At 71.9% G+C, this 20,046-nt stretch carries 18 protein-coding genes; 8 read left to right on the forward strand and 10 right to left on the reverse strand.

Annotation, left to right across the window (positions count from 1 at the left end):
* Positions 1-128 precede the first annotated feature (128 nt).
* Entirely contained in the window at positions 129-323 is a 195-nt protein-coding gene (locus IEY30_RS10425) for a hypothetical protein (RefSeq protein WP_030193617.1), read from the forward strand.
* A gap of 4 nt (positions 324-327) precedes the next feature.
* On the opposite strand, the gene IEY30_RS10430 is transcribed toward IEY30_RS10425, so the two are convergent.
* From IEY30_RS10430 to IEY30_RS10445, 4 genes are read right to left on the reverse strand one after another with little or no spacing between them, the layout of a single operon-like run.
* Positions 328-1,980 carry a peptide ligase PGM1-related protein gene (locus IEY30_RS10430; RefSeq protein WP_030193615.1) on the reverse strand — a complete coding sequence of 551 codons (1,653 nt, stop codon included), beginning with the start codon at positions 1,978-1,980 and terminating at the stop codon, positions 328-330.
* Complete coding sequence (locus IEY30_RS10435) at positions 1,977-3,134, reverse strand: adenylate/guanylate cyclase domain-containing response regulator (RefSeq protein WP_030193613.1); 1,158 nt, start codon at positions 3,132-3,134, stop codon at positions 1,977-1,979. Before IEY30_RS10435 ends, IEY30_RS10430 begins: the two co-directional genes overlap by 4 nt.
* Positions 3,131-3,526, reverse strand: a complete 396-nt coding sequence (locus IEY30_RS10440) for a response regulator (RefSeq protein ID WP_043415985.1) — start codon at positions 3,524-3,526, stop codon at positions 3,131-3,133. The genes IEY30_RS10435 and IEY30_RS10440 overlap by 4 nt, the downstream gene beginning before the upstream one ends.
* Complete coding sequence (locus IEY30_RS10445; protein ID WP_081920313.1) at positions 3,523-6,204, reverse strand: GAF domain-containing protein; 2,682 nt, start codon at positions 6,202-6,204, stop codon at positions 3,523-3,525. Before IEY30_RS10445 ends, IEY30_RS10440 begins: the two co-directional genes overlap by 4 nt.
* A 170-nt stretch (positions 6,205-6,374) precedes the next feature.
* Here IEY30_RS10445 and IEY30_RS10450 point away from each other — a divergent pair, with 170 nt between their 5' ends.
* Entirely contained in the window at positions 6,375-8,630 is a 2,256-nt protein-coding gene (locus IEY30_RS10450) for an MMPL family transporter (protein ID WP_229674931.1), read from the forward strand.
* Here the strand turns inward: IEY30_RS10450 and IEY30_RS10455 are convergent.
* From IEY30_RS10455 to IEY30_RS10465, 3 genes are read right to left on the reverse strand one after another with little or no spacing between them, the layout of a single operon-like run.
* Positions 8,614-9,063, reverse strand: coding sequence for a hemerythrin domain-containing protein (locus IEY30_RS10455; RefSeq protein WP_030193604.1), 450 nt, complete (start codon positions 9,061-9,063; stop codon positions 8,614-8,616). The genes IEY30_RS10450 and IEY30_RS10455 overlap by 17 nt on opposite strands.
* A 25-nt stretch (positions 9,064-9,088) precedes the next feature.
* A complete protein-coding gene (locus IEY30_RS10460; protein ID WP_030193601.1) occupies positions 9,089-11,788 on the reverse strand; it encodes a multicopper oxidase domain-containing protein in 2,700 nt (899 codons plus the stop codon).
* Positions 11,789-11,804: 16 nt separating this feature from the next.
* On the reverse strand, positions 11,805-12,104 hold the full coding sequence (locus IEY30_RS10465; protein WP_229674932.1) for a DUF2249 domain-containing protein: 300 nt from the start codon (positions 12,102-12,104) through the stop codon (positions 11,805-11,807).
* Between the two features lie 47 nt (positions 12,105-12,151).
* Between IEY30_RS10465 and IEY30_RS10470 the strand changes: the two genes are divergently transcribed.
* The 4 genes from IEY30_RS10470 to IEY30_RS10485 are packed head-to-tail and all read left to right on the forward strand — an operon-like array spanning position 12,152 to position 15,022.
* Entirely contained in the window at positions 12,152-12,955 is an 804-nt protein-coding gene (locus tag IEY30_RS10470) for a helix-turn-helix transcriptional regulator (protein WP_156035088.1), read from the forward strand.
* A gap of 42 nt (positions 12,956-12,997) precedes the next feature.
* Positions 12,998-13,702, forward strand: a complete 705-nt coding sequence (locus IEY30_RS10475) for a haloacid dehalogenase type II (RefSeq protein WP_030193594.1) — start codon at positions 12,998-13,000, stop codon at positions 13,700-13,702.
* Positions 13,703-13,727: 25 nt separating this feature from the next.
* A complete protein-coding gene (locus tag IEY30_RS10480; RefSeq protein WP_030193591.1) occupies positions 13,728-14,498 on the forward strand; it encodes a class I SAM-dependent methyltransferase in 771 nt (256 codons plus the stop codon).
* Positions 14,495-15,022: a hypothetical protein gene (locus IEY30_RS10485; protein ID WP_052358283.1), complete on the forward strand. Its 528-nt coding sequence runs from the start codon at positions 14,495-14,497 to the stop codon at positions 15,020-15,022. The genes IEY30_RS10480 and IEY30_RS10485 overlap by 4 nt, the downstream gene beginning before the upstream one ends.
* Before the next feature lie 559 nt (positions 15,023-15,581).
* On the opposite strand, the gene IEY30_RS10490 is transcribed toward IEY30_RS10485, so the two are convergent.
* From IEY30_RS10490 to IEY30_RS10500, 3 genes are read right to left on the reverse strand one after another with little or no spacing between them, the layout of a single operon-like run.
* Positions 15,582-15,809 (reverse strand): ACT domain-containing protein, encoded by a 228-nt coding sequence (locus IEY30_RS10490; protein WP_030193585.1) that lies wholly within the window; start codon positions 15,807-15,809, stop codon positions 15,582-15,584.
* Between the two features lie 52 nt (positions 15,810-15,861).
* Positions 15,862-16,542 carry an ABC transporter ATP-binding protein gene (locus IEY30_RS10495; RefSeq protein WP_030193582.1) on the reverse strand — a complete coding sequence of 227 codons (681 nt, stop codon included), beginning with the start codon at positions 16,540-16,542 and terminating at the stop codon, positions 15,862-15,864.
* Positions 16,539-17,564, reverse strand: coding sequence for an FtsX-like permease family protein (locus IEY30_RS10500; RefSeq protein ID WP_229674933.1), 1,026 nt, complete (start codon positions 17,562-17,564; stop codon positions 16,539-16,541). Before IEY30_RS10500 ends, IEY30_RS10495 begins: the two co-directional genes overlap by 4 nt.
* A gap of 279 nt (positions 17,565-17,843) precedes the next feature.
* Here IEY30_RS10500 and IEY30_RS10505 point away from each other — a divergent pair, with 279 nt between their 5' ends.
* Complete coding sequence (locus IEY30_RS10505) at positions 17,844-19,154, forward strand: sensor histidine kinase (protein WP_229674934.1); 1,311 nt, start codon at positions 17,844-17,846, stop codon at positions 19,152-19,154.
* Positions 19,151-19,795 (forward strand): response regulator, encoded by a 645-nt coding sequence (locus IEY30_RS10510; protein WP_030193575.1) that lies wholly within the window; start codon positions 19,151-19,153, stop codon positions 19,793-19,795. Before IEY30_RS10505 ends, IEY30_RS10510 begins: the two co-directional genes overlap by 4 nt.
* Positions 19,796-20,046 lie beyond the last annotated feature (251 nt).

The raw sequence follows: 20,046 nt of genomic DNA on the forward strand, positions 1-20,046 counted from the left end.
TCCGCGCGTGAGCACGTCCCGGGTGTCGCCGCGCGCACAGACGCGCAACCCGCGGGACGGCATCGTCGTCGGTGAGCACATCCGCAGGGCGAGGGGCAGCGAACCACTCGACGAGGAGAGGCACTTCGATGACGACGACGACACGACGACGGGTCCACCCCGACCTCGCGCACCACCACCCCCGGGTGACGAGGACCTCGCGCGGCGGCTGGACGTGGGCGTGCGACTGCGGAGGGGCGTCCGCGCGCTCGGCCGCGGCCCGGCTCACCTGGCACCAGGCATACGTCGGCGCCCTCATCCACTCGGCCTCGATCGCACCCTGAGCGGTCACCGCAGACCCTCGCCGAGGCGCCCCCGGAGGGGAACCGGGAGCGGCACCAGCGACGCACGCGCCTCGGCGAGCAACGCCGACTCCGCCCGGTCGAACACATCCTGGGCGGAGTATGGCGTGTCCCCGATCGCCGTCATGCCGACCCGGCCGCACTCGGTGATCGAGCTGATCATGTGGAAGACGACACCGGTCTGGCGGGACTGGTCGAAGTGCAGACCGGCCCGCGCGACGAGGTCGAAGAGGTCGTCGACGCCGAGGCCTCGGAGCGACTCGTCCTCGAGGTGGTCGGTGGCCACGAGGTGGCGCTCGGCCCCGGACGGCGTCAGGTAGCGGCCCTCCTCCTTGACGTACTCGCCGTCCGTCAGGAACTGCAGGGTCAGGAACGGGTGCGTCGTCCCGCCCTTGCGAAGGTTGACCTCGATGGCATGGGTCTGCCAGCGGTCGCCCTGCCGGACGACGACGAAGTCGAGGGCGAAGCGCCCGAGCACGCCCTTGTCGGCGAGGACCCGGCCGACCTTCTCGGCCTCGCGACTGATCGTCGTGGCGTAGGCCGGGTCCGCGGGGAAGCGCGCCCCGAGGTACATCTGCCCCGTGGGCCCGCCGAGGACCTGGTCGTGCGTCGAGAGCACCGCGAGCTCACCGAGGGGCGTCACGTGCAGCTGCACGCTCGGGCTGCGGACCTCGTCCCCGACGACCCGCTCCTCGACGATCCCGCCACGCTCCTCGAGCTTCGCGAGGTAGGCGTCGATCCCGACACGGGCGTCCTCGAGCTGCATCGCCCGCACCCGCTCCTCGGCCTCGGCGCGCAGGTCGGCCTGACTATCAGTCCCCGAACTGCCTTGTCCTGCAGTCAGGCCCGAGAGGTCGACGAGCGCGTTGCCCGAGCCTGACACCCCCTCGTTGAGCTTGACCATGGCCCACTCGGCTCCGGGCCTCGCCGCGAGCAGGTCGAGCACGGCGTCGACGACCTCGTCGACGGAGTGGAGGTCCTCCGCGCCGAACGGGTGGTCGACGCCGGCCTCGGCGAAGACGCGGCGGCAGCCCGTCTTGGTCCCCAACGGGTAGAGGCGCGGGTGGGCGGCATACATCGGGATCCCGAGCAGGAGCGAGAGGTCACGCTCGCGGGTCGTGCTCGTGTAGGGCACGAGGTGGGAGCGCGTGACGTCCGGCACGAGCCCGGCGATGCGTGCCACCAGCCGGGGCCGGGCCAGCAGCTTGTCGGTCAGGGGCGTCGCCGAGGAGTCACCGACCGAGACGAGCTGCAGGCGCGACCGGGCGTGGCTCGGGATGACGCCCGGCAGCAGCGAGAGGTAGTACTCGACGACGTGCTCGTTGATGGGCATCGAGGTGACGTAGACCATCCGGAGGCGCGGTTGGCGCAGGAGCAGCAGCAGGAAGAGCAGCCGCTCCTCCATCGCCTGGTTCACGGCGCCTGCTGAGGGGGCGAGCTTGTCGGCGCTCATCGAGGGCACGACGACGACCGACTCGAGCGGGTCCCCCTGCCGGATGAGGCGCCACACCGCGGGGAGCCGCTCCTGAAGCTCGTCGAAGAGCTCGTCGCGGGCTGCCTCGTCCAGGTCCCCGAGTGTCCCGACCACGGGCGCGGGCATGTCAGGCGTGGACGGCTGCGGGACGGACGGTGGGTTCATGGAGGGGCCTCCTGCCCGTTGGTGCCGATGACCTCGTGGACCTCCAGGGGACGCGAGATCCCGCGCAGCTCGACGGGACCGAGCGAGCGCGTCTCGAAGCGGTCGTCCAGGCCGGCCCGCACGCGCGGGCTGATGAGGACCTGCCGGGTCGCGGCCGCTGCGCAGAGACGGGCCGCGACGTTGGTGACCGTCCCGATGGCGGCGTAGTCCCACCGACCCTCGAAGCCGACCCGGCCCAGCGTCGCGTAGCCCTGCGCGATGCCGACCCCGAAGCCGAGGTCGTGGCCCTGCCGGCGCCAGTGCGCAGCAAGCTCGTCGACGCGGTCGCGCATCTCCAGCGCCATCCGCACGGCCCGCTCGGGAGCGTCTGCGCACGGGGGCGGGTCGTTGAAGAAGACCATGAGCCCGTCGCCGGCGAAGTGCTCTAGCGTCCCTTCGTAGGCGAAGACGAGCTCGCCGAGCGCGGCGTGGTAGTCGCGGAGCACCGACATGGTCTCCTCGGGCTCGGACGTCTCGGCGAACGCGGTGAAGCCGCGCAGGTCGGTGAACACCGTCGTGATGTCGCGGCGGTGGCTCTCGAGGAACGACTCGTCACCCGACTCGACGATGAGCCCGGCGATCTGTGGCGAGAGGAAGCGGCGCAGCCGGCTCAGCCGCTCGAGGTCCGCCACCTGCTCGGCCACGCGCGACTCGAGCTCGGCGTTCCACCGTTCGAGGGCGACGGTCTGCTCGACGACGGTGTCGTGCAGTCGCTTGACCCGGGCCAGCGAACGGACCCGCGCCATGAGCTCGGCCTGGTCGAAGGGCTTGGTGACGAAGTCGTCGGCGCCCACCTCGAGCGCCCGCAGCCGCTGCCGTGTGCCGCTCGCGGTCACCATGACCACGGGCAGCATCGCCGTCCGGGGGTCGGCCTTGATCCGCGCGCACGTGTCGTAGCCGTCCATGACGGGCATCAGCACGTCGAGCAGGACGACGTCCACGACGCATTCGGCCAGGGCAGCCAACGCGTCGGCGCCCGAGGCCTCGGAGCGCACGACGAAGCCGTGCGGCTCGAGGACGGCGTGCATGAGCTTGCGGTTCTGCTCGAGGTCGTCGACGACGAGCACCCGCACGCCCGTGAGCGGCGGGGGGACGCCCTCTGCCGGGGCCGTCACGGCGCCCCTCCGTCGTCCCGACGCGGGAGGTGGCGGCGCACCTGGGCCGGGAACTCGCGGACGCTGATCGGCTTCTCGAGGTAGCCCGCGAAGCCCGAGTCGAGCGCCCGCTCGCGGTCGCGCTGCATCGCGAAGGCGGTGAGGGCGACGACGGGGATGTGCGCGGTCGCGTCGTGACCGCGCAGCAGCTCCAGGGCGGCGAAGCCGTCGATCCCCGGCAGCTGAAGGTCCATGAGGATGACGTCGGGCAGGGTCTCGCGTGCCTGCTCGACCCCCTGCTCACCGGTGGCCGCGACGACGACGGAGAAGCCGGCATACTCCAGCACGTCGCGGGCCAGCTTGAGGTTGCGTGGGTTGTCCTCGACGAGGAGCACCACGGGCGGGCGGCTCATGAGCCCTCCCCGTGCGTGGTGTGCGTGGGGTGCGCGGCCGCCACGGCAGCGAGCCGGCGGGCGAGACCCGGCAGGTCGATGCCCGCCTTCTCGGCGACGAAGGCGATGCGGCCCTCGAGCCGCGAGCGGTCCTGTGCCGTCAGGGTCTTTGCGGTCAGCACGACGATGGGCGGACCGTCCGAGTCGCGGTCCGGGCGCAGCTCGTCGATGACGGCGAAGCCGTCGACCTGCGGCATGAGCAGGTCCATGACGACGACGGAGGGCGCGACCGCGCGCACGACGTCGGCGGCCCGCTGACCACCGGCACAGGTGTGCACCTCCCAGCCGAGCGGCTCGAGGGTGCTGCGCACGAGCTTGAGCGCGAGCGGGTCGTCGTCGACGACGACGACGCTGAGCCCGGTGGCCGCGTCGTGCGCCTGCGTGGGCGACAGCAGGCGCGTGACGGCGGCGAGGAGGTGGTCCCCGCTCACCGGCTTGACGAGGTACTCCGTCGCCCCGAGAGCGAAGCCCCGACCGCGCTCCGGCTCGACGCTGACGACGACGACCGGCACGGCGGCCGTCACCGGGTCGCTCTTGAGGGCCGTCAGCACCTCCCAGCCGTTCATGCCGGGCAGGTGGATGTCGAGGATGACGGCGAAGGGGTCCTGGGCCCGCACGAGCTCGAGCCCCTGCTCGCCGCTGGAGGCGCCGACGGCGCGCAGCCCGGCGGCCCGCAGGTGCAGCGCGACGAGCTCGGCCGAGCGCGGGTCGTCCTCGATGACGACGACGGTCGGACCGCCCACGAGCTCCTCGCCGTCCGCCCACACACCGTCCTCGGGCGCCGGCTCGGCGTCGGGCTGCGGGATCGAGAGCCCGAAGGTGCTGCCCTCGCCCGGTCGGCTCGAGAGCCACAGCCGGCCGCCGTGCAGCTCGACGATGCGTCGGCTCAGGGTCAGGCCCAGGCCCGTCCCCTCGCTCGACGACGCCGACCGCTCGCCCTGCTGGAAGGAGTCGAAGATCCGGTCCTGGTCGGCCGGGTCGATGCCGATGCCCGTGTCGGTGACGGTGATGACGACCTCCTCGCGGTCGCGCCACGCGCGCACGTCGACGCTGCCCCCGTCGGGGGTGAACTTGACGGCGTTGCTCAGCAGGTTGAGCAGCACCTGCTTGAGACGGAGCTCGTCGGCCGTCACGGCCCCGAGCCCGCCGTCCATCTCGAGCGACAGGCGTATGCCGTGCAGCGCCGCGCGCTCGCGCACGAGCGACAGGGCCTGCACCACCATGTCGTCGACGATGAAGGTCGTGAGGTCGAGCTCCATGCGGCCCGCCTCGATCTTCGACAGGTCGAGGATGTCGCCCAGGAGGGCGAGCAGGTGGCGGCCGGCGGAGTGGATGTCCCGGAGGTAGTCCTCCTGGCGCTCGTTGAGCTCGCCGAACATCCGCTCGAGCAGCACCTCGGAGAAGCCGATGACGGCGTTGAGCGGGGTGCGCAGCTCGTGCGACATGCTCGCGAGGAACTCGGACTTGTGCCGGCTGGCCTCGGCGAGCTCAATGCTCTGCTGCTCGAGCTGCTGGTAGAGCCGGGCGTTGGTGAGCGCGACGGCCGACTGGTTGGCGAACGTGGCCAGCAGCTCGCACGTCTCGGGGCTGAAGCTGCCGGGCGACTTGCGCCGCACGACGAGCGCGCCGACGACACGGCCCGCCCGCGACAGCGGGATGGCCACGAGCGAGCGCCAGCCGGAGCCGTGCAGCACCGCGAGGTGCTCGTCGAGGGGCAGCGGCACGTCGTCGAGGTCGGGGATCTGGAGCACCTCACGAGTCAGGGCGGACCGCCCGACCCAGGTGCGGTCGATGTGGATCTCGGCGGCACGGAGGGCGGCGATGACCTCCGGGCTCGTCCCTGACACGGTGCGCACGCCGAACAGGCCGGTCTGCTCGTCGAACTCCATGAGGGACCCGCCGTCGGTCCCCGACAGCTCGACGGCCCTGGAGACGATGAGGGCGAGGATCTCGTCGGGCACCAGCGTCGAGCTGATGGCCGCGCCGACCTCCGCGAGCGCCTCGAGCTGGTCGACCTTGCGGGCCAGCTCGGCTGAACGGCTCTCCACGGCGGCGAAGAGCTCGACGTGGCGCAGCGCGAGCGCGGCCTGCTCGGCGAACGTCGTCAGCAGCTCCTCGGCCCGCTCGTCGAAGGGATCGACCTCCGTGCGCCAGACGTTGAGGGCGCCGACCACCTCGTCGCCCACGACCATGGGCGCGCCCATCATGGTCCGGTAGCCGCCGAGCTGCTGGAAGTCCGTGCGCCCGTACCCCGGGTCGGCCAGGACGTCGTCGATGCGGTGGATGACCCGGTCCATCGTGACGCGTCCGACCAGGGTGGACCGGTCACGCGCAATGGGGTGCTCGGCGACGAAGTCGACGAACTCCGGCGTGAGCCCGCTTGAGCGGGCCAGCACGAACCGGTCACCGTCGACGAGGTAGATCTGCGCTACCTGAGCGCCGAGCAGCCTCCGCGCGTTGTCCACGACGGTGTCGAAGACCCGGTCCCGACCCGGCTGTCCCGTGTGCGTGGCGCTCGTCAGGACCTTGAGGACGTCGCTCGTGGCCCGGAACTGCTCCTGCACGTCGGCCAGACGCGACTCCAGCTCGGCGCGGTCCCTGCTCGCCGAGTCCTCTGCGGCTGCCTCGAACCCGCCCATGCGAGTCCCCCATCGTGCGGTGAGTCCCTGTGGTCCCCCACACGAGTGTCCTCCCCGACGCGCCGGCGCACCACGGAATCGCCTCAGGTCCCGGGCCGCCGGGGCCGGCACACCGGTCGTCTCCTCGCGGTGTCCAACCTTGCCGCCTGCGTCTGCTCCATGATGTGACCATGAGCGAGACTTCTCGGGGCACGGGCGGGCCGACGAGACCGAGGGGACGCGCCGCCGTGCGGTGGATCGCGGCCCTCGCCGTGCTCGCCTGGCTCGCCATCGGCGGCGTGGGTGGCCCGCTCGTCGGACGGCTGTCGGAGGTCGCGACCAACGACAACGCCAACTTCCTGCCGCCCTCGGCCGAGTCGACGTCGGTGAGCAAGCTCGTGCAGCGCACCACCGACACGCAGACGCTGCCCTACCTCGTCGTCGTCGAGCGCACGAGCGGCCTGACGCCGGCCGACCTCCAGGCGATCCAGACCTGGGTCGCGGGCATCCCAGACCTGAAGCTCGCCGACCCGAGCCGCACGGTGGGCGAGTTCCTCGAGGCGCCCCCCACGGCCGCGATCCCCAGCCAGGACAAGCAGGCCGCCCTCGTCCCCGTGGCGTTCCTCGCGGACCAGGCCGAGGTCACCATCAAGGGCGACACGGCGTTGTATGCCGTCGCGCAGGCCCTGCGTGAGTCCGCGGCGTCGTCGTTGGGCTCGTCGGGACTCACGGTCCACGTCACGGGCGCCGGCGGCTTCTTCGCCGACTTCATCATCGCCTTCAGCGGCATCGACGGCATCCTGCTGCTCGTCGCCCTCGGCGTCGTCTTCCTCATCCTGCTCATCGTCTACCGCAGCCCGATCCTGCCCTTCGCCGTGCTCATCACGGCGATGTTCGGCCTGTCGCTGGCCGCGCTCGTCGTCTTCCCGCTCGCCAAGAACGGCGCGATCAGCCTGAGCGGCCAGAGCCAGGGCATCCTGTCGATCCTCGTCGTCGGTGCGGCCACGGACTACGCGCTGCTGCTCGTCGCGCGCTTCAAGGAGGAGCTGCACGACGAGGAGTCGACGTGGGCGGCGATGAAGACGGCATGGAGGGCCTCGCTCGAGCCGATCGCGGCGAGCGCCGCCACCGTCGTCCTGGGCCTGCTCTGCCTGCGGCTGTCCGACCTCGGCAGCACCAAGGGCCTCGGGCCGGTCGGGGCGCTCGGCATCGTCGGGGCCTTCGTCGCGTCGCTGACGTTCCTGCCCGCGGTGCTGCTCCTCATCGGTCGCCGCATCTTCTGGCCGCAGGTCCCGCGGGTCGACCACGTCCACAGCGCGGACGCCGTCGGCACGCGCGGCATCTGGGGCCGGGTCGCCGGCCTGGTCGGACGGCGCCCGCGCCGCACCTGGGTGATCACGTTGCTCGCACTGCTGGCGTGCGCCGCCTTCCTGCCGACGCTCAACGCCCGCGGCATCGCCCAGTCCGACCTCTTCCTCACGAAGGTCGACTCCGTCACCGGGCAGGAGGTGCTGGCCCGCCACTTCCCCGCCGGCTCCGGCTCCCCCGTCCAGATCGCCGCACCGCAGGCGAAGGCCGACGCCGTGGTCCAGGTGCTCGAGGCCACGGCGGGCGTGAGCAACCCGCAGGCGGGCCTCGTCCCGGGCCAGCCGCCCGAGGTCGTCGACGGGCAGGTCATCGTGCAGGCCACCCTCGACGCGGCCGCCGACAGCGTCGCGGCCGAGGACACCATCGAGACGCTCCGCAGCTCGCTGGACCGCGTCGGCAGCGACGTGCTCGTCGGTGGCACGACGGCGACCAACCTCGACGTGCGGCTGGCGAGCGAGCGTGACCTCAAGGTCATCATCCCGACGATCCTCGCCGTGATCTTCGTCGTGCTCGTGCTGCTGCTGCGCTCGATCATCGCCCCGCTCGTCCTCGTCGCCGCGAACGTCCTGTCGTTCGCCGCGACCATGGGCGTCTCGGCGATCGCGTTCAACCACGTCTTCGACTTCCCGGGCTCGGACCCGTCGACGCCCCTCTACGGCTTCGTCTTCCTCGTGGCCCTCGGCATCGACTACTCGATCTTCCTCATGACCCGCGTCCGTGAGGAGTCGCGCTCGCGCGGCACCCGTCCGGGCATCCTCGTCGCGCTCGCCGTCACGGGCGGGGTCATCACGAGCGCGGGCATCGTCCTGGCGTCGACCTTCTCGGCCCTCGCGGTGCTGCCGATCCTCTTCCTCGTCCAGATCGCCTTCATCGTCGCCTTCGGCGTGCTCCTCGACACGCTCGTCGTCCGGAGCCTGCTCGTGCCGGCGGTCTCCTACGACCTCGGCGACCGGATCTGGTGGCCGGTCGGACTGCCCCGGGCCGGCCGCCACGAGCCGGGCTCCGAGTCCGTCGTCGACGTCCACGCGCGTCTGGACGACGGCGCGCCCCGCGAGTCGTCCCCTAGCGGTCCGTCCTGACCGCCCCGGCCCTCGGGGTCAGCCGCTCCACCTCGTCCCACTCCTGGCCCCCGACGTGGATGGCCGCGGCGGGGAAGAGCCCGTTGTCCTCGCGGTTGATGTGCTCGCGGAGGGCGTCCTCGAAGCGCGGGTAGAGGTCGACCTCCCCGTCGGCGACGCGGGCGAGCAGGTCGTCGAGCTCGTGGTGCTCGCCGCACAGCCGGCTGATGTGGTCGGTGAAGACCTCGTCGCGGGCCATGACCGTGAAGAGCCCGGCCTCCTCGGCCTCGACGTGGGGCAGCAGGTGCGCCGCGAGTGTCTCTGCGGCCGCACGGCGCCGGACCGGGTCCTCGAGCCCGTCGCGCAGGGCGCCGAGGTGGTTGACGATGTGCTCGTGCTCGGCCATGAACCGGCCGACGACCTCGAGGTCGGCACACCCGCAGTAGCTGCACATCAGCTGTTCCCTTCGGTGGTGGTCGTCACGGCGTGACGACCATGATGCCGTGGGCGCCGCGCTCGGCGTCCGCCATGACGTGGTCGACGAATGCGTAGTGGCCCGGCTCCGCGAAGACTGTGTCGACGAAACCGCCCTGGGAGGCGCCGAGCGACAGCGTCTGGCTGCCCCCGGACGTCCCGGGGCGCAGCAGCCAGGCACCCTCGGCCCAGGCGGCGTCGAACTGCGCCCCGACGACGTGGAAGCTCGTCGGCCGGTTGGGGCCGGCATCGAGCACCCAGAAGCGGACCCGCTCCCCCACCCGTGCGGTCAGGGGTGTCGTGTCGTACTGGTCGGCGACACCGTTGAAGGCGACGACGTCCGGCGAGTCGCCCTGTGCCTTGGTCGCATCCACCTCACTGGCGCTGCCGCGTGCCGTGCTGGCACCGAGGTAGGCCTCGGACTGCACGAGCAGGTACGACCGGTCCACGGCCGGCAGGTCCGGCGGCTCGATGACGACGGCGCCGAAGAGGCCGGCCGAGATGTGGGCCGACATCGGCATCGTCGCGCAGTGGTACATCCAGATGCCGGCTCTCGTCGCCGTGAAGCGGTAGGTGAGGCTGCCGCCCGGCGGGACCGTGCGCATGACGTCGTCCGGCGCACGAGACCCCGCGTGGAAGTCGACGGAGTGGCCCATCGTGCCGTGGTTGACGAGGGTGACCTCGAAGACGTCGCCGACGCGGCCGTGCAGGGTCGGGCCGGGCGACGTGCCGTCGTAGGTCCACCGCCGCTGCCACCGCCCCGGCGCGACCTCCTGCTCCTGCTCCTCGACGGTGAGCGTCACGCGGTGGGTACGCGCTGCGGTGAGCGGAGGGAGGACGGGGTCGTATGCCGTGAAGCCCGGTGCCATGGCCGAGTGGCCCGGCTGCCCCGGGGTCGCCGGCATCGCGTGGCCACCGGAGGCCGGGCCGGGCAGGGCCGCGGCCGGGGCGCCCTCCGCTGCGGGCGCGCCGGAGACCCTGACGTGCAGCACCATGCCCATCTGCAGGTGCCCGACGACGGAGCACCAGCCCTCGACCGGTCCGCCGACGACGCCCGCGTCGAGGCGGGCGGTGGCGCCGGGGGCCAGGCGCGGGGTGCGGGCCCCGGTGTCGAGGACGAGGTCGTGGGTGGTCGTGGCGTCGCGGTTCGTCAGCTCGACGACGAGCCGGTCGCCGCGCGGGACGGTGATCGTGGCGGGCGTGAACCGCATGGCGTCGGCGACGACACGGACCGTGGTCGTGTGGCCGGTGGGAGTGGTGCCGTCCCCGGCCTCTGTGGCGCGGGCGGCCGGCAGCCCCAGGCCGACCGCGACGGCGAGGGCCATCACGGAGAGTGCTGCCGGGAGCTGCGGCGAGGACCAGAAGGGCTTGTCCTGCAACGGGCTTCGCGTCGGGACCCGGGTCGAAGGGCCGTCCGGGCCGGAGGCCGCACGGCGAGCCCGGACGGAGTCCCGGACCGAGAGCCCGACGAGCGGGAGGAACGAGGCGATCGCGAGGCAGGCCGCGACGGCAGCGACGACACGGGGGGCAGACGGCAGGGGCAGCAGCCACAGCAGGACCGCGGCGTTGAGGACGACGACCCGGAAGGGCGCACCCCGCTCGAACCACCCGAGGCCCGCGCGCACCGCCGACGGACCGCCGCCCAGGACGCTCGGCACGAGGTGGCTCAGGGCGGCGAGGACGAGCTGAAGGGCGAAGCCGACCGCGAGCGCGCCGGCCACGCGGTCGTACCGGTCGCCGACCGCTGACCAGTCCGCTGCGCCGAGCAGCAGGACGGCGACCGCGACGACGGTCGCGACGAGCCACGCGAGTGCCGCCGCGGCCGACACGGTGGCGAAGCGCCGGGGCGGACTGCGACGGGCCGGCGCGAGGAGGGCACGACCCCACCAGAGCAGGCCCACGGCATACGCCAGCAGTGCCGTCGCGCAGAGCGTCCGCACGTCGAGGAGGGCGCCGGTGACCGAGAGTGCCACCGCGGCACCGAGCAGCGGGAGTGCCTGTCGGGCCAGCGCTTCGGCCCGGTCGTCCATCTTGGCCCGCAACATCGTCGGCCAGAGGGTGACGAGGGTCCCCGTGACGGTGAGGCCGAGCCAGCCCAGGGCCATGGTGAGCGAGTGGGCGACGAGGAGCCGGGCGTGCCACGGGTCCGCCGGCTGGCGCGCGAGGAGCACGCCGAAGGTCGCGCCCACCGGCATGCAGGCCGCAGCGGCGAGGTAGTAGCGGATCGTGATCCGGAAGCGGCCGGGCAGCGCGGACCGCAGCCGGCGCCAGAGCTGCACGCCGTGCCAGGTGACGGCGGCGGCTGCGGTCGTGGCGCCGGCGAGCGTCACGGCCCACCAGCCGGCAGGCACGCCGACGAGGACGAGGAAGGTGCCGATGACGAGCAGCGCGAGCCGTCGCCCCTGCTCTCGCCGCCCGTCGACCGTCGGCGGCGTCTTGAGGAGGGCCTGGGCGAAGTGCGTGCTCCACACCATGACCGCGTGGGTGACCGCACCGAGCAGCACGAGGTGCACGACGAGCCAGTCCGATGCCGGCAGACCTCGCCCGACGGCGGCGACCACGAGCGCAGCCGTCAGCCAGAGCGTCGTCGGGTGGTCACGCAGCGGCCAGTTGCCGCGGCCGGGAAGCGCTGCTGCAGTGGGACGCTCGCCGTGGTCCGCGGTCCTGGTGGGCGCGGGGTCAGGCTTGCTGTCGGTGTCGGGCACGGGCGGATGTCGTGCGTCAGGCGCGACGGGCCAGGCGCAGCGTCCAGACGTCCGGCCCGGTGACGAGGTAGGTGACCTCGATGGCGCCGCTCTCGCGCTCGGCGATCTGGGCGAGCAGCGGCTTGGGGTCGTGCGGTGCCACGAGACGCATCGACCCACCCGCGGGCACGGCCCCCAGCGCACCGAACACGGTCGCGTGCCGGATGGCGTGCGGGATGACCCGGACGTCGAGCTCCGGCTCGCCGTCGTCGGAGCAGCCGCACCCGCACGCGGGCGCGCTGATGTCGGACACGGGTAGGGGCTGGGCTGCGGTCACGATGTCTCCTCGGTGCGGATGGGCAGACTATTTATTACACTTGCCATGTGAAAAATACTCCTGGCCCGCGGCCCACGCCAAACCGGGCCGGCACCAAGGGCTCGGCCGCGCCGGTAGACGCGGTCGACGCGGTCGACGCGGTCGACGGCGTCCGTGGCCCCGTGCCGCTCCCAGAGCTGGCCACCGCGCGGCGCCGGGTGCTCGCGGCGGTCGCGGACCGTGAGGTCGCGGGTGGGGCCACGACCGTCGGCGACCTGGCCGCCGACCTCGGCGGACACCCGAACTCGACCCGAGCCCACTTGGGCCGGCTCGTCGCCGAGGGGCTCCTCGAGCGCGTCCCGCAGGTGGCAGGCACCCGCGGACGACCGGCCCACGGGCACCGACTGACCCCGCGCGGACGACTCGTGCTCGAGGCCGTGCAGGTGGCGGAGCCCGTCGCCACCGACGAGCTCGTGGCCGCCATGGCCGAGCACCTCTCCACGACACCGGACGCCGAGATCCACGCCCGGGCCATCGGACGGCTGTGGGCGTCGCAGCTCGCGCACGGCCCCGCGTCGCGGCCGGCGAGAGGGGCTCCTTCCGCGCCGGCGGGCGCGCCCTCCCCCGTCGAACGGGTGACCACGCTCCTGCGGACCGCGGGTTTCTCCCCGGAGCGGGACCCGTCGGGGGACGTGGCCCTGCGCACGTGCCCGGTCCTGGCCTCGGCGCGAGCCCATCCGGGCGTCGTCTGCACGATGCACGAGGAGATGCTGCGCGCCGCCCTCGACGACGCAGGCACCACCGATGTCGAGGTGGAGCTCGCCCCTTTCGCCCGCGAGGGCGCCTGCCTCGTGCACCTGCGACGTCGCTGACCTTCGCGGGACGCGAGACGCCGCACGGGGGCACCATGGGGCATGACCTCTGCGACGCCCACCGCCCTCGACCGGCGACCCCGGCTCCTCGTCCTCGACGTCAACGAGACGCTGTCGGACATGACCCATCTCGGCGACCGGTTCGTCGAGGTCGGCGTGCCGCCCTACCTCGCCGCGCCGTGGTTCGCCGGCCTGCTGCGTGACGGCTTCGCCCTGGCCGTGACGGGCCGCAACGCCGCGTTCGCCGACGTCGCCCGCTCGTCCCTGCACACGGTGCTGCACGACAAGGCGAACGTCGAGGCCGCGACGCGCCACATCATGGGCGGCTTCCTCGCCCTCCCCCTCCACGACGACGTACGCGACGGGATCCGTGCGCTGCGGGCGCTCGGGCTGCGGCTGGTGACCCTGAGCAACGGGTCGGTCGACATCGCCGAGGGCCTCTTCGAGCGCGGCGGCATCCGCGACGCCTTCGAGCACGTGCTCTCCGTCGAGGACGCGCCAGCCTGGAAGCCGGCGGCATCGGCCTACGCGTACGCGTTGGGCGAGTGCGGCGTGGCAGCCGAGGACGCGATGCTCGTGGCCGTCCACCCGTGGGACGTCCACGGCGCCAAGGCCGCCGGGCTGCGGGCGGCATGGATCGACCGCACGGGCGCGCCCTACCCGGACGCCATGGAGCCCGCCAACCTCGTCGCGCGCTCGCTCCCCGAGCTCGCGGCGCAGCTCGAGGCCCTGCCGGCCGACGAGTGAGGCGCGTCGTGTCAGGATGCTCGGCATGGCGGCACGTGCACTGAGCTTCGGGACGGTCGCTGCGGCATACGAGAGGTTCCGTCCGGGCTACCCCCACAGGCTGTTCGACGCAGTGGCGGCCTACGCACGGCGGCCCATCGGGACGGCGCTCGAGATCGGCGCGGGCACCGGCAAGGCCACCCGGCTGTTCGCCGGCCGCGGCGTCGCCGTCACGACGACCGAGCCCGACGCCGCCATGCTCGAGGAGCTGCGCCGCCACGTGCCAACGACCGTCACGACCCGGCAGGCGGCGTTCGAGGACCTCGGAGACGCTGGCCGTCACGACCTCGTCTATGCCGCGGCGGCGCTGCACTGGACGCAGCCGGAGGGCCGGTGGTCGCGCATGGCCGCGCTGCTGGAGTCCGGCGGCGTGTTCGCGTCGTTCGGCGGCCCGGTCCAGCTGGCCGACCCGGCCGTCGCGGACGCCGTGCGCGCGGCCCGGGAGCCGTTCCTCGAGAGCGACGAGATCGCCTCTCCCGACGGGACGCCGGCCGACCAGCCGATGCAGTGGCCGGGCACCGAGCTCGAGCGGTCCGAGTTCTTCACCGACGTGGAGCAGTCGGTCATCGAGCGGCGCCTGACGATGTCAGCCGGCGACTTCGTCGGCTACCTGTCGACGGTCTCGGCCTATATCGAGCTGCCGGCTGCCGACCGGGCGAAGGTGTTCGACCAGGTCCTGCAGGTCCTGCCCGAGGCGGTCGAGATCAGCGCCGACGTCAGCGTCCACCTCGCTCGTCGGGTGGCGGACCTCCCGTGACGGGTGCGCAGCTGCTCGTCACGACCGTCGACGCCGCGTGGCTTCCTGCCGGCGGCGACGCGGAGGTCTGGGTCGGCGAGGACGTGCCGCTGCCCGAGCCGACGATCATCGTGCGGCTCCTGCTGGTCCGGCGCCCGGGCGGCGAGCCCGCTCGCTTCTTCTGCGTGCGAGGCCCCAAGGGGCTCGACCTGCCGACGCGCTTCCTCGAGCCCGGGACCGAGCGCGCCGACCCCCCGCTCGGCGTCGCACGGCTCCTGACCCACGTGCTGGGCGGCGGCGCGAGAGAAACCTCGACCCGCTGCATCGGCTTCGTGCGCAACGTCGTTGGCGTCCGCGATGCCGCCTATCCCCACCCCACGCCCTGGGCCCACGTTCCCGTCCTCGCCGTCGACGGCGACCCGGAGCCCGTGGTGGTCGGCGAATGGGTCGACCTCGCCGGCGCCCACGGCAGTCTGGGCACTCGGCACTGGTGGTCGATCGTCGAGCACCACCTCGGCCCGGCGCCCGCCGACCACGGGTCCTGAAAGCCGCGCGGCCCCCCGGTCCGGAGGTGTGGCCGCGCGGCTGGGTGAGGCTCGCCCTCGCGAGCGGCTCCCGACGAAGAATCGCCCGCGACCGGCACAAGCGTGTGGAGCTGGCGAGGGGACTCGCACCCCTAACCGCCTGTCTACAAGCCATCCATCGAAACCGCGGCCAAAACAAGATCTGGCCTGCGAAGACATTGATCGCGGCTGCGATCCCTCACGCCCTCGTGCGATCCTCCTGCTATCTGGCACGTCCCCACAGTCACCTCCTGAGGCAGCTCACCTCAAAGAGACTTGCCCTCGCGGCTCCAGCGGGCCATCGCCGATCAGTCTGTCCCTCAGCCTCGCCGCGAGCCGCGGTCGTGCTCACCGGAACTGCAGAGGTGGGCATCTTCCTCCAACCCCTGCGTTCATCCGGAGCTCTGAGGAGTCGGCGGTTCGTCTAACCGCCGCTGCCTTGATGACGCTGCCGGGAACGGCCTGCAGACGGCCGGCAGACGGCTAGGACTACCCTCCGCCGGGCTTTTGAGGCGCGGAGGAGTCGCCGGCCAGGCGTCTCTCAAGGGCGACTCGTCGTCAGGATCCTGACCTCCACCACGCAGGGCAGACGTTCCAACTGGCGTTGCAGCAACGCCGTCTGCTCGTCGTTGGCGAGGAATGTGTGTTCGACGGCCCAGGTCTCGGTACGCGCGGTGACGGTGGCGGTAATCGTTCGCGGTGTGGTTCCGCGGAGACGGACCACACCGATGACGCGGCTGACGCCGGCAAGGCCGTCCCGCACGGCCACACGTAGTGTCTGAACTCCGGGTGCCGAAGATGCAGGGGTCGGCACGGGACTGTCACCAGTCGGCGAGCTGGCGGGTTCTGCCATCGACGATCTCGGTGACCCGATCGGCGGAGTGGAGGTGCTCCTTGTTGTGCGTGACCATGACGGTGGTCAGGCCGCGGTCGGTGGTCAGTCGCCGCAGCAGGTTGAGGATCTCCTCGCCGCGGTGGGTGTCGAGCGCGCTGGTGGGTTCGTCGACGAGAAGCAGCGACGGATGGTTCATGAGTCCTCGGGCGATGGTGACTCGTTGGCGCTGCCCTCCGGATAGCTGGTGGGGGCGCTTGTCGGCTTGGGCGGCGAGCCCGACGGCGTCGAGCAGGTCTTTGGCGCGCTCTGACGCGACAGTCATGTCGTGGCCGGCCATGTGGGCGACGACGAGGAGCTGGTCCAGGGCGGTGAGTGATGCCAGCAGGTTTGAGCTCTGGAAGATGATGCCGATCTGCCGCCTGCGGACAGCGGCGGTTTCGGCCCGGTTGAGTCCAGCAACGTCGCGCCCGTCGAGGAGGACGCGGCCCGAGTCGGGGGTGATCAGGGTGGCTGCAACGGCGAGCAGGCTGGACTTGCCTGAGCCGGACGGACCGACGATCGCGGTCAAGGTGCCGGGTTCGGCCGTGAGGCTGACGTGGTCGAGCGCGGTGAGGCGCTGGTCCCCGTCGGGGTAGGTGAGGGTGACGTCGTCGAGGTGGAGCGTCATCGGGCACTTCCTAGGGCGGTGAGGGGGTCGACGGTGGTGACGGTGCGCAGGGAGACCGCGGCGCCGGCGAGGCCGAGGACGATCATCACGACGGCGGGTAGCAGCAGGGTGGGCAGGTTGAGCACGAACGGCACGGCTGTGCCGGCGAGGGTGGTGATGGCGGCTCCGATGCCTGCCGCTAGGCCGGCGCCGAGGGCGGTGCCGAGGGCGAGGAGGGCCAGTGCCTGGCCGAGGGCGTCCTTGAGGAGGTAGCGGGTGGACGCACCGAGGGCCTTGAGAATGGCGATCTCGCCGCTGCGCTGCACGGTCCAGACCGTGAAGAAGGCGCCGATGACCAAGGCTGAGATCGCGAACAGCAGGGCTCGCATCAGCTGGAGTGAACCGTTCTCGGAGGTGTAGGAACCGATCGCGGACAGCGACTGCGCCGGGGTGAGGGTGGTTGTGCCGAGCCGCTGGTCGGCGGCCGCCAGGGCGGCGCTGTCGCTGTCGGTGGTCAGGGCCAGGAACGTGGCTTCTCCGGGCTTCTGACCGGACGAGGGCGCGTTGGTGGTGACGGCCCAGATAACGGGGGCGTGGGAGAACTCGTCGTCCCCGGACACCGCGGCGATGGTGACCGACTGGCCGGCCACGTCGAGGTGGTCACCTACGGCCACCTCCAAGGCCTTGGCCGCCTTGGTGGACAGGACCACCCGCCCGGAGGCGAGCCCGGGCGCTAGTGGCGACCCGGACGGGACAGCGAAGAGCGCGACGCCGGCGGTGCGTCCGCCGACCCCGGCCCGGGTCATGGCGACGGTGACGGGATCTGCCCGTTGAACGCCCGGGACGCGGGACCAGCTCGCCTGCACCGAGGGTGGGATGGACGAGTCGGTGAACGCCAGCTTGGCTCCGGAAGCGGGGGCCGAGAACACGAGGTAGTCGGCGGGCAGGTCGGTGATGGCGGAGGTGTTGCCGCGGCCAAGCCCAGCCGTGAGACCGGAGAGCAGGACGACCAGCAGGGTGATGAGGGTGACGACGATGCCCATCAAGGCAAACCGTCCTTTGGCGAAGCGGAGATCTCGGATGGCGACGAACACGCCGGCGGTTTCCTTTCACAACGTCCCGGCTGCGGCTCGCGCCACTGCGCGCGCCTCTCGTGGGGCCGGGGGGCGCCGCGGGTTGCGGCGTTAACGACCACGGTCCCTGAAATGGGCGCGCGCGCCATCGGCCAGCGGGTTGGTTGTGGGTGATCGAAGGACGCAGCGGCTGGTCAAACTTTCGATGGATGCCGGGCCCACCGGCAGCGCCGTAAGGTGATCCGAGACATGTCTTCTCATTCGTCCGCCCTTTCGGGCTCCACTGTCGCCAGCGGCCGATTGGAGCGGATGCCCATCCCTACGGCGTTGCGCTGGGGCGTCCACCTGCTCGTCGCTGCCCTGCTCGTCCTCACCGCTCTGCGCGCCGTGGTCGGCCGCACATCGGGCTGGCCCTTGGTCGTGCTCTTCGCTGGTCTCGTCGCGATCGTCTACTCTGTCGGGCCACGATGGGCCGCGGTGAGCCGGTCACCACGCGCGGCGCGTGCCTGGCTCGCGCTGCTACTGACTGCTTGGCTGGCGCTGCTGGCCGTGAGCCCGGAAGCGGTCTATCTGGCGTTCCCGTGGTTCTTTCTGCTGCTTCATCTGCTGCCCCGTCGCGGTGGACTGACCGCCGTCGCCGTGGTCACCGTGGCGGCGGTGGCCGGGTTCGCTTGGCACCAGAGGACCCTGACCGCGGCCATGGTGATCGGCCCCGTCCTCGGGGCCGGGGTCGTCACCGCGACCGTGTTCGGCTACCAGGCCCTCTATGCCGAGTCCGAGCGCCGGCGCCGGCTGATCCTCGAGCTCGACCGTACCCGGTCCGACCTGGCAGCCGTGCAACACCGGGCTGGGGTGATGGACGAACGAGAACGGCTGGCTCGGGAGATCCACGACACACTGACCCAGGGCCTGTCCAGCATCCAGCTGCTGCTCCGCGCTGCGACCCGGTCCCTGGACTCCGAGCGCGAGGTCAACCCGGCCCGGGCACTGGACCTGGTCGAGCAGGCCCGTCACGAGGCGCACCAGAACCTCGCGGAGGCACGACGGTTCGTGCGGGCCCTGGCTCCTGGTGATCTTGAGGAGTCAACGCTCACCGGAGCCCTGCGACGCCTGTGCGAGACCACTACGTCCCGCTCAGGCATCCCGGTGTCCTTCCACGAGGTGGGACCCCCGGTCCTGTTGACCACACCGGCCGAAGTCGCGCTCCTGCGCATCGCCCAAACGGCCCTGGCCAACACCACCCAGCACGCCAAGCCCACCCGCGCCGACGTCACATTCACCGTCATGGATGCGGCCGTCACCCTCGACATCGTCGACAACGGCATTGGCTTTGCCCTCCGATCCGAAGCGAGCGCAGGTCCGGGTGCCGTGGCGGTGGCCGGCTCCCGAGGTTTCGGGCTGCGCTCCATGGCATCGCGCGCCGCAGAGCTCGGCGGCGTGCTGACCGTGGAGTCACAACCGGGCCGTGGGACTGCGGTCTCGGTGCTGTTCGACCGGGCCGCCGCCTCACGGGCAGCTGAGGCCGACGCGGCCGACGTGGGATCGGGTGGGGCCACGTGACACCGATCCGGCTGCTGCTCGTCGATGACCACCCTGTCGTCCGCGCCGGCTTGCGGGCGGTCCTCGAGTCGGAGCCTGACATCACCGTCGTCGACGAAACCGCAACCGCTGAGGCTGCGGTCCTGCGAACGAAGATCGGAGATGTCGACGTCGTCCTCATGGACTTGCAGTTCGGTCAGGGAATGGGAGGCAGTGCAGCCACCAAGGCCATCACCGGCAGGAACGGTGCGCCCCGCGTGATCGTCCTGACCACCTACGACACGGAAGTGGACATCATCGCTGCCGTCGAAGCGGGCGCGTCCGGCTACCTCCTCAAGGATGCGCCGCCAGAGGAGCTCCTCGCCGCTGTCCGCGCCGCAGCAGCTGGGCAGTCGGCCCTCGCCCCGGCCGTCACCGATCGACTCATCGAGCGGATTCGGACCCCTGCCACGTCCCTCAGTACCAGGGAGACCGAAGTGCTGACGCTCGTGGCTCATGGACTGTCGAACCAACAGATCGCCCAGCAGCTCTTCCTCTCCCAAGCCACGATCAAGTCCCACCTCGTCCACATCTTCACCAAACTCAACGCGGACTCCCGCACCGCAGCAGTCGCGACCGCCGTCCGACGAGGGCTCATCCGCCCAAACCGGACACGCCCTTGAGCGCACGGGTGGGCCGGCCACAACATCCGACCTCCACCGCACGTCTACAACACAGATGCCCCGCCCGATCGCCGGAGACCTCGAACTCACCCGGGAGACCTGGAGCTGCGCGGCGACACCGGACTCTCCGTCATCACCTACACCGGCGAACCTGGCACGGCCTCAGGCCACGCCCTGTCCCGTCCCGGGTTTAGTGGAGGCTCGGAACTGACGTTTTGACAGTAGCCGTCACGGGGTTCTGTCGGTAGTGC

Source organism: Terrabacter tumescens, assembly GCF_014646815.1.
Classification (GTDB): domain Bacteria; phylum Actinomycetota; class Actinomycetes; order Actinomycetales; family Dermatophilaceae; genus Terrabacter; species Terrabacter tumescens.

Coding starts and splice junctions, on each gene's coding strand:
- IEY30_RS10425 (WP_030193617.1), top strand. CDS start 129: ATGACGACGACGACACGACGACGGGTCCACCCCGACCTCGCGCACCAC.
- IEY30_RS10430 (WP_030193615.1), bottom strand. CDS start 1,980: ATGAACCCACCGTCCGTCCCGCAGCCGTCCACGCCTGACATGCCCGCG.
- IEY30_RS10440 (WP_043415985.1), bottom strand. CDS start 3,526: ATGAGCCGCCCGCCCGTGGTGCTCCTCGTCGAGGACAACCCACGCAAC.
- IEY30_RS10445 (WP_081920313.1), bottom strand. CDS start 6,204: ATGGGCGGGTTCGAGGCAGCCGCAGAGGACTCGGCGAGCAGGGACCGC.
- IEY30_RS10450 (WP_229674931.1), top strand. CDS start 6,375: ATGAGCGAGACTTCTCGGGGCACGGGCGGGCCGACGAGACCGAGGGGA.
- IEY30_RS10455 (WP_030193604.1), bottom strand. CDS start 9,063: ATGTGCAGCTACTGCGGGTGTGCCGACCTCGAGGTCGTCGGCCGGTTC.
- IEY30_RS10475 (WP_030193594.1), top strand. CDS start 12,998: ATGACCTCTGCGACGCCCACCGCCCTCGACCGGCGACCCCGGCTCCTC.
- IEY30_RS10480 (WP_030193591.1), top strand. CDS start 13,728: ATGGCGGCACGTGCACTGAGCTTCGGGACGGTCGCTGCGGCATACGAG.
- IEY30_RS10495 (WP_030193582.1), bottom strand. CDS start 16,542: ATGACGCTCCACCTCGACGACGTCACCCTCACCTACCCCGACGGGGAC.
- IEY30_RS10500 (WP_229674933.1), bottom strand. CDS start 17,564: ATGGGCATCGTCGTCACCCTCATCACCCTGCTGGTCGTCCTGCTCTCC.
- IEY30_RS10505 (WP_229674934.1), top strand. CDS start 17,844: ATGTCTTCTCATTCGTCCGCCCTTTCGGGCTCCACTGTCGCCAGCGGC.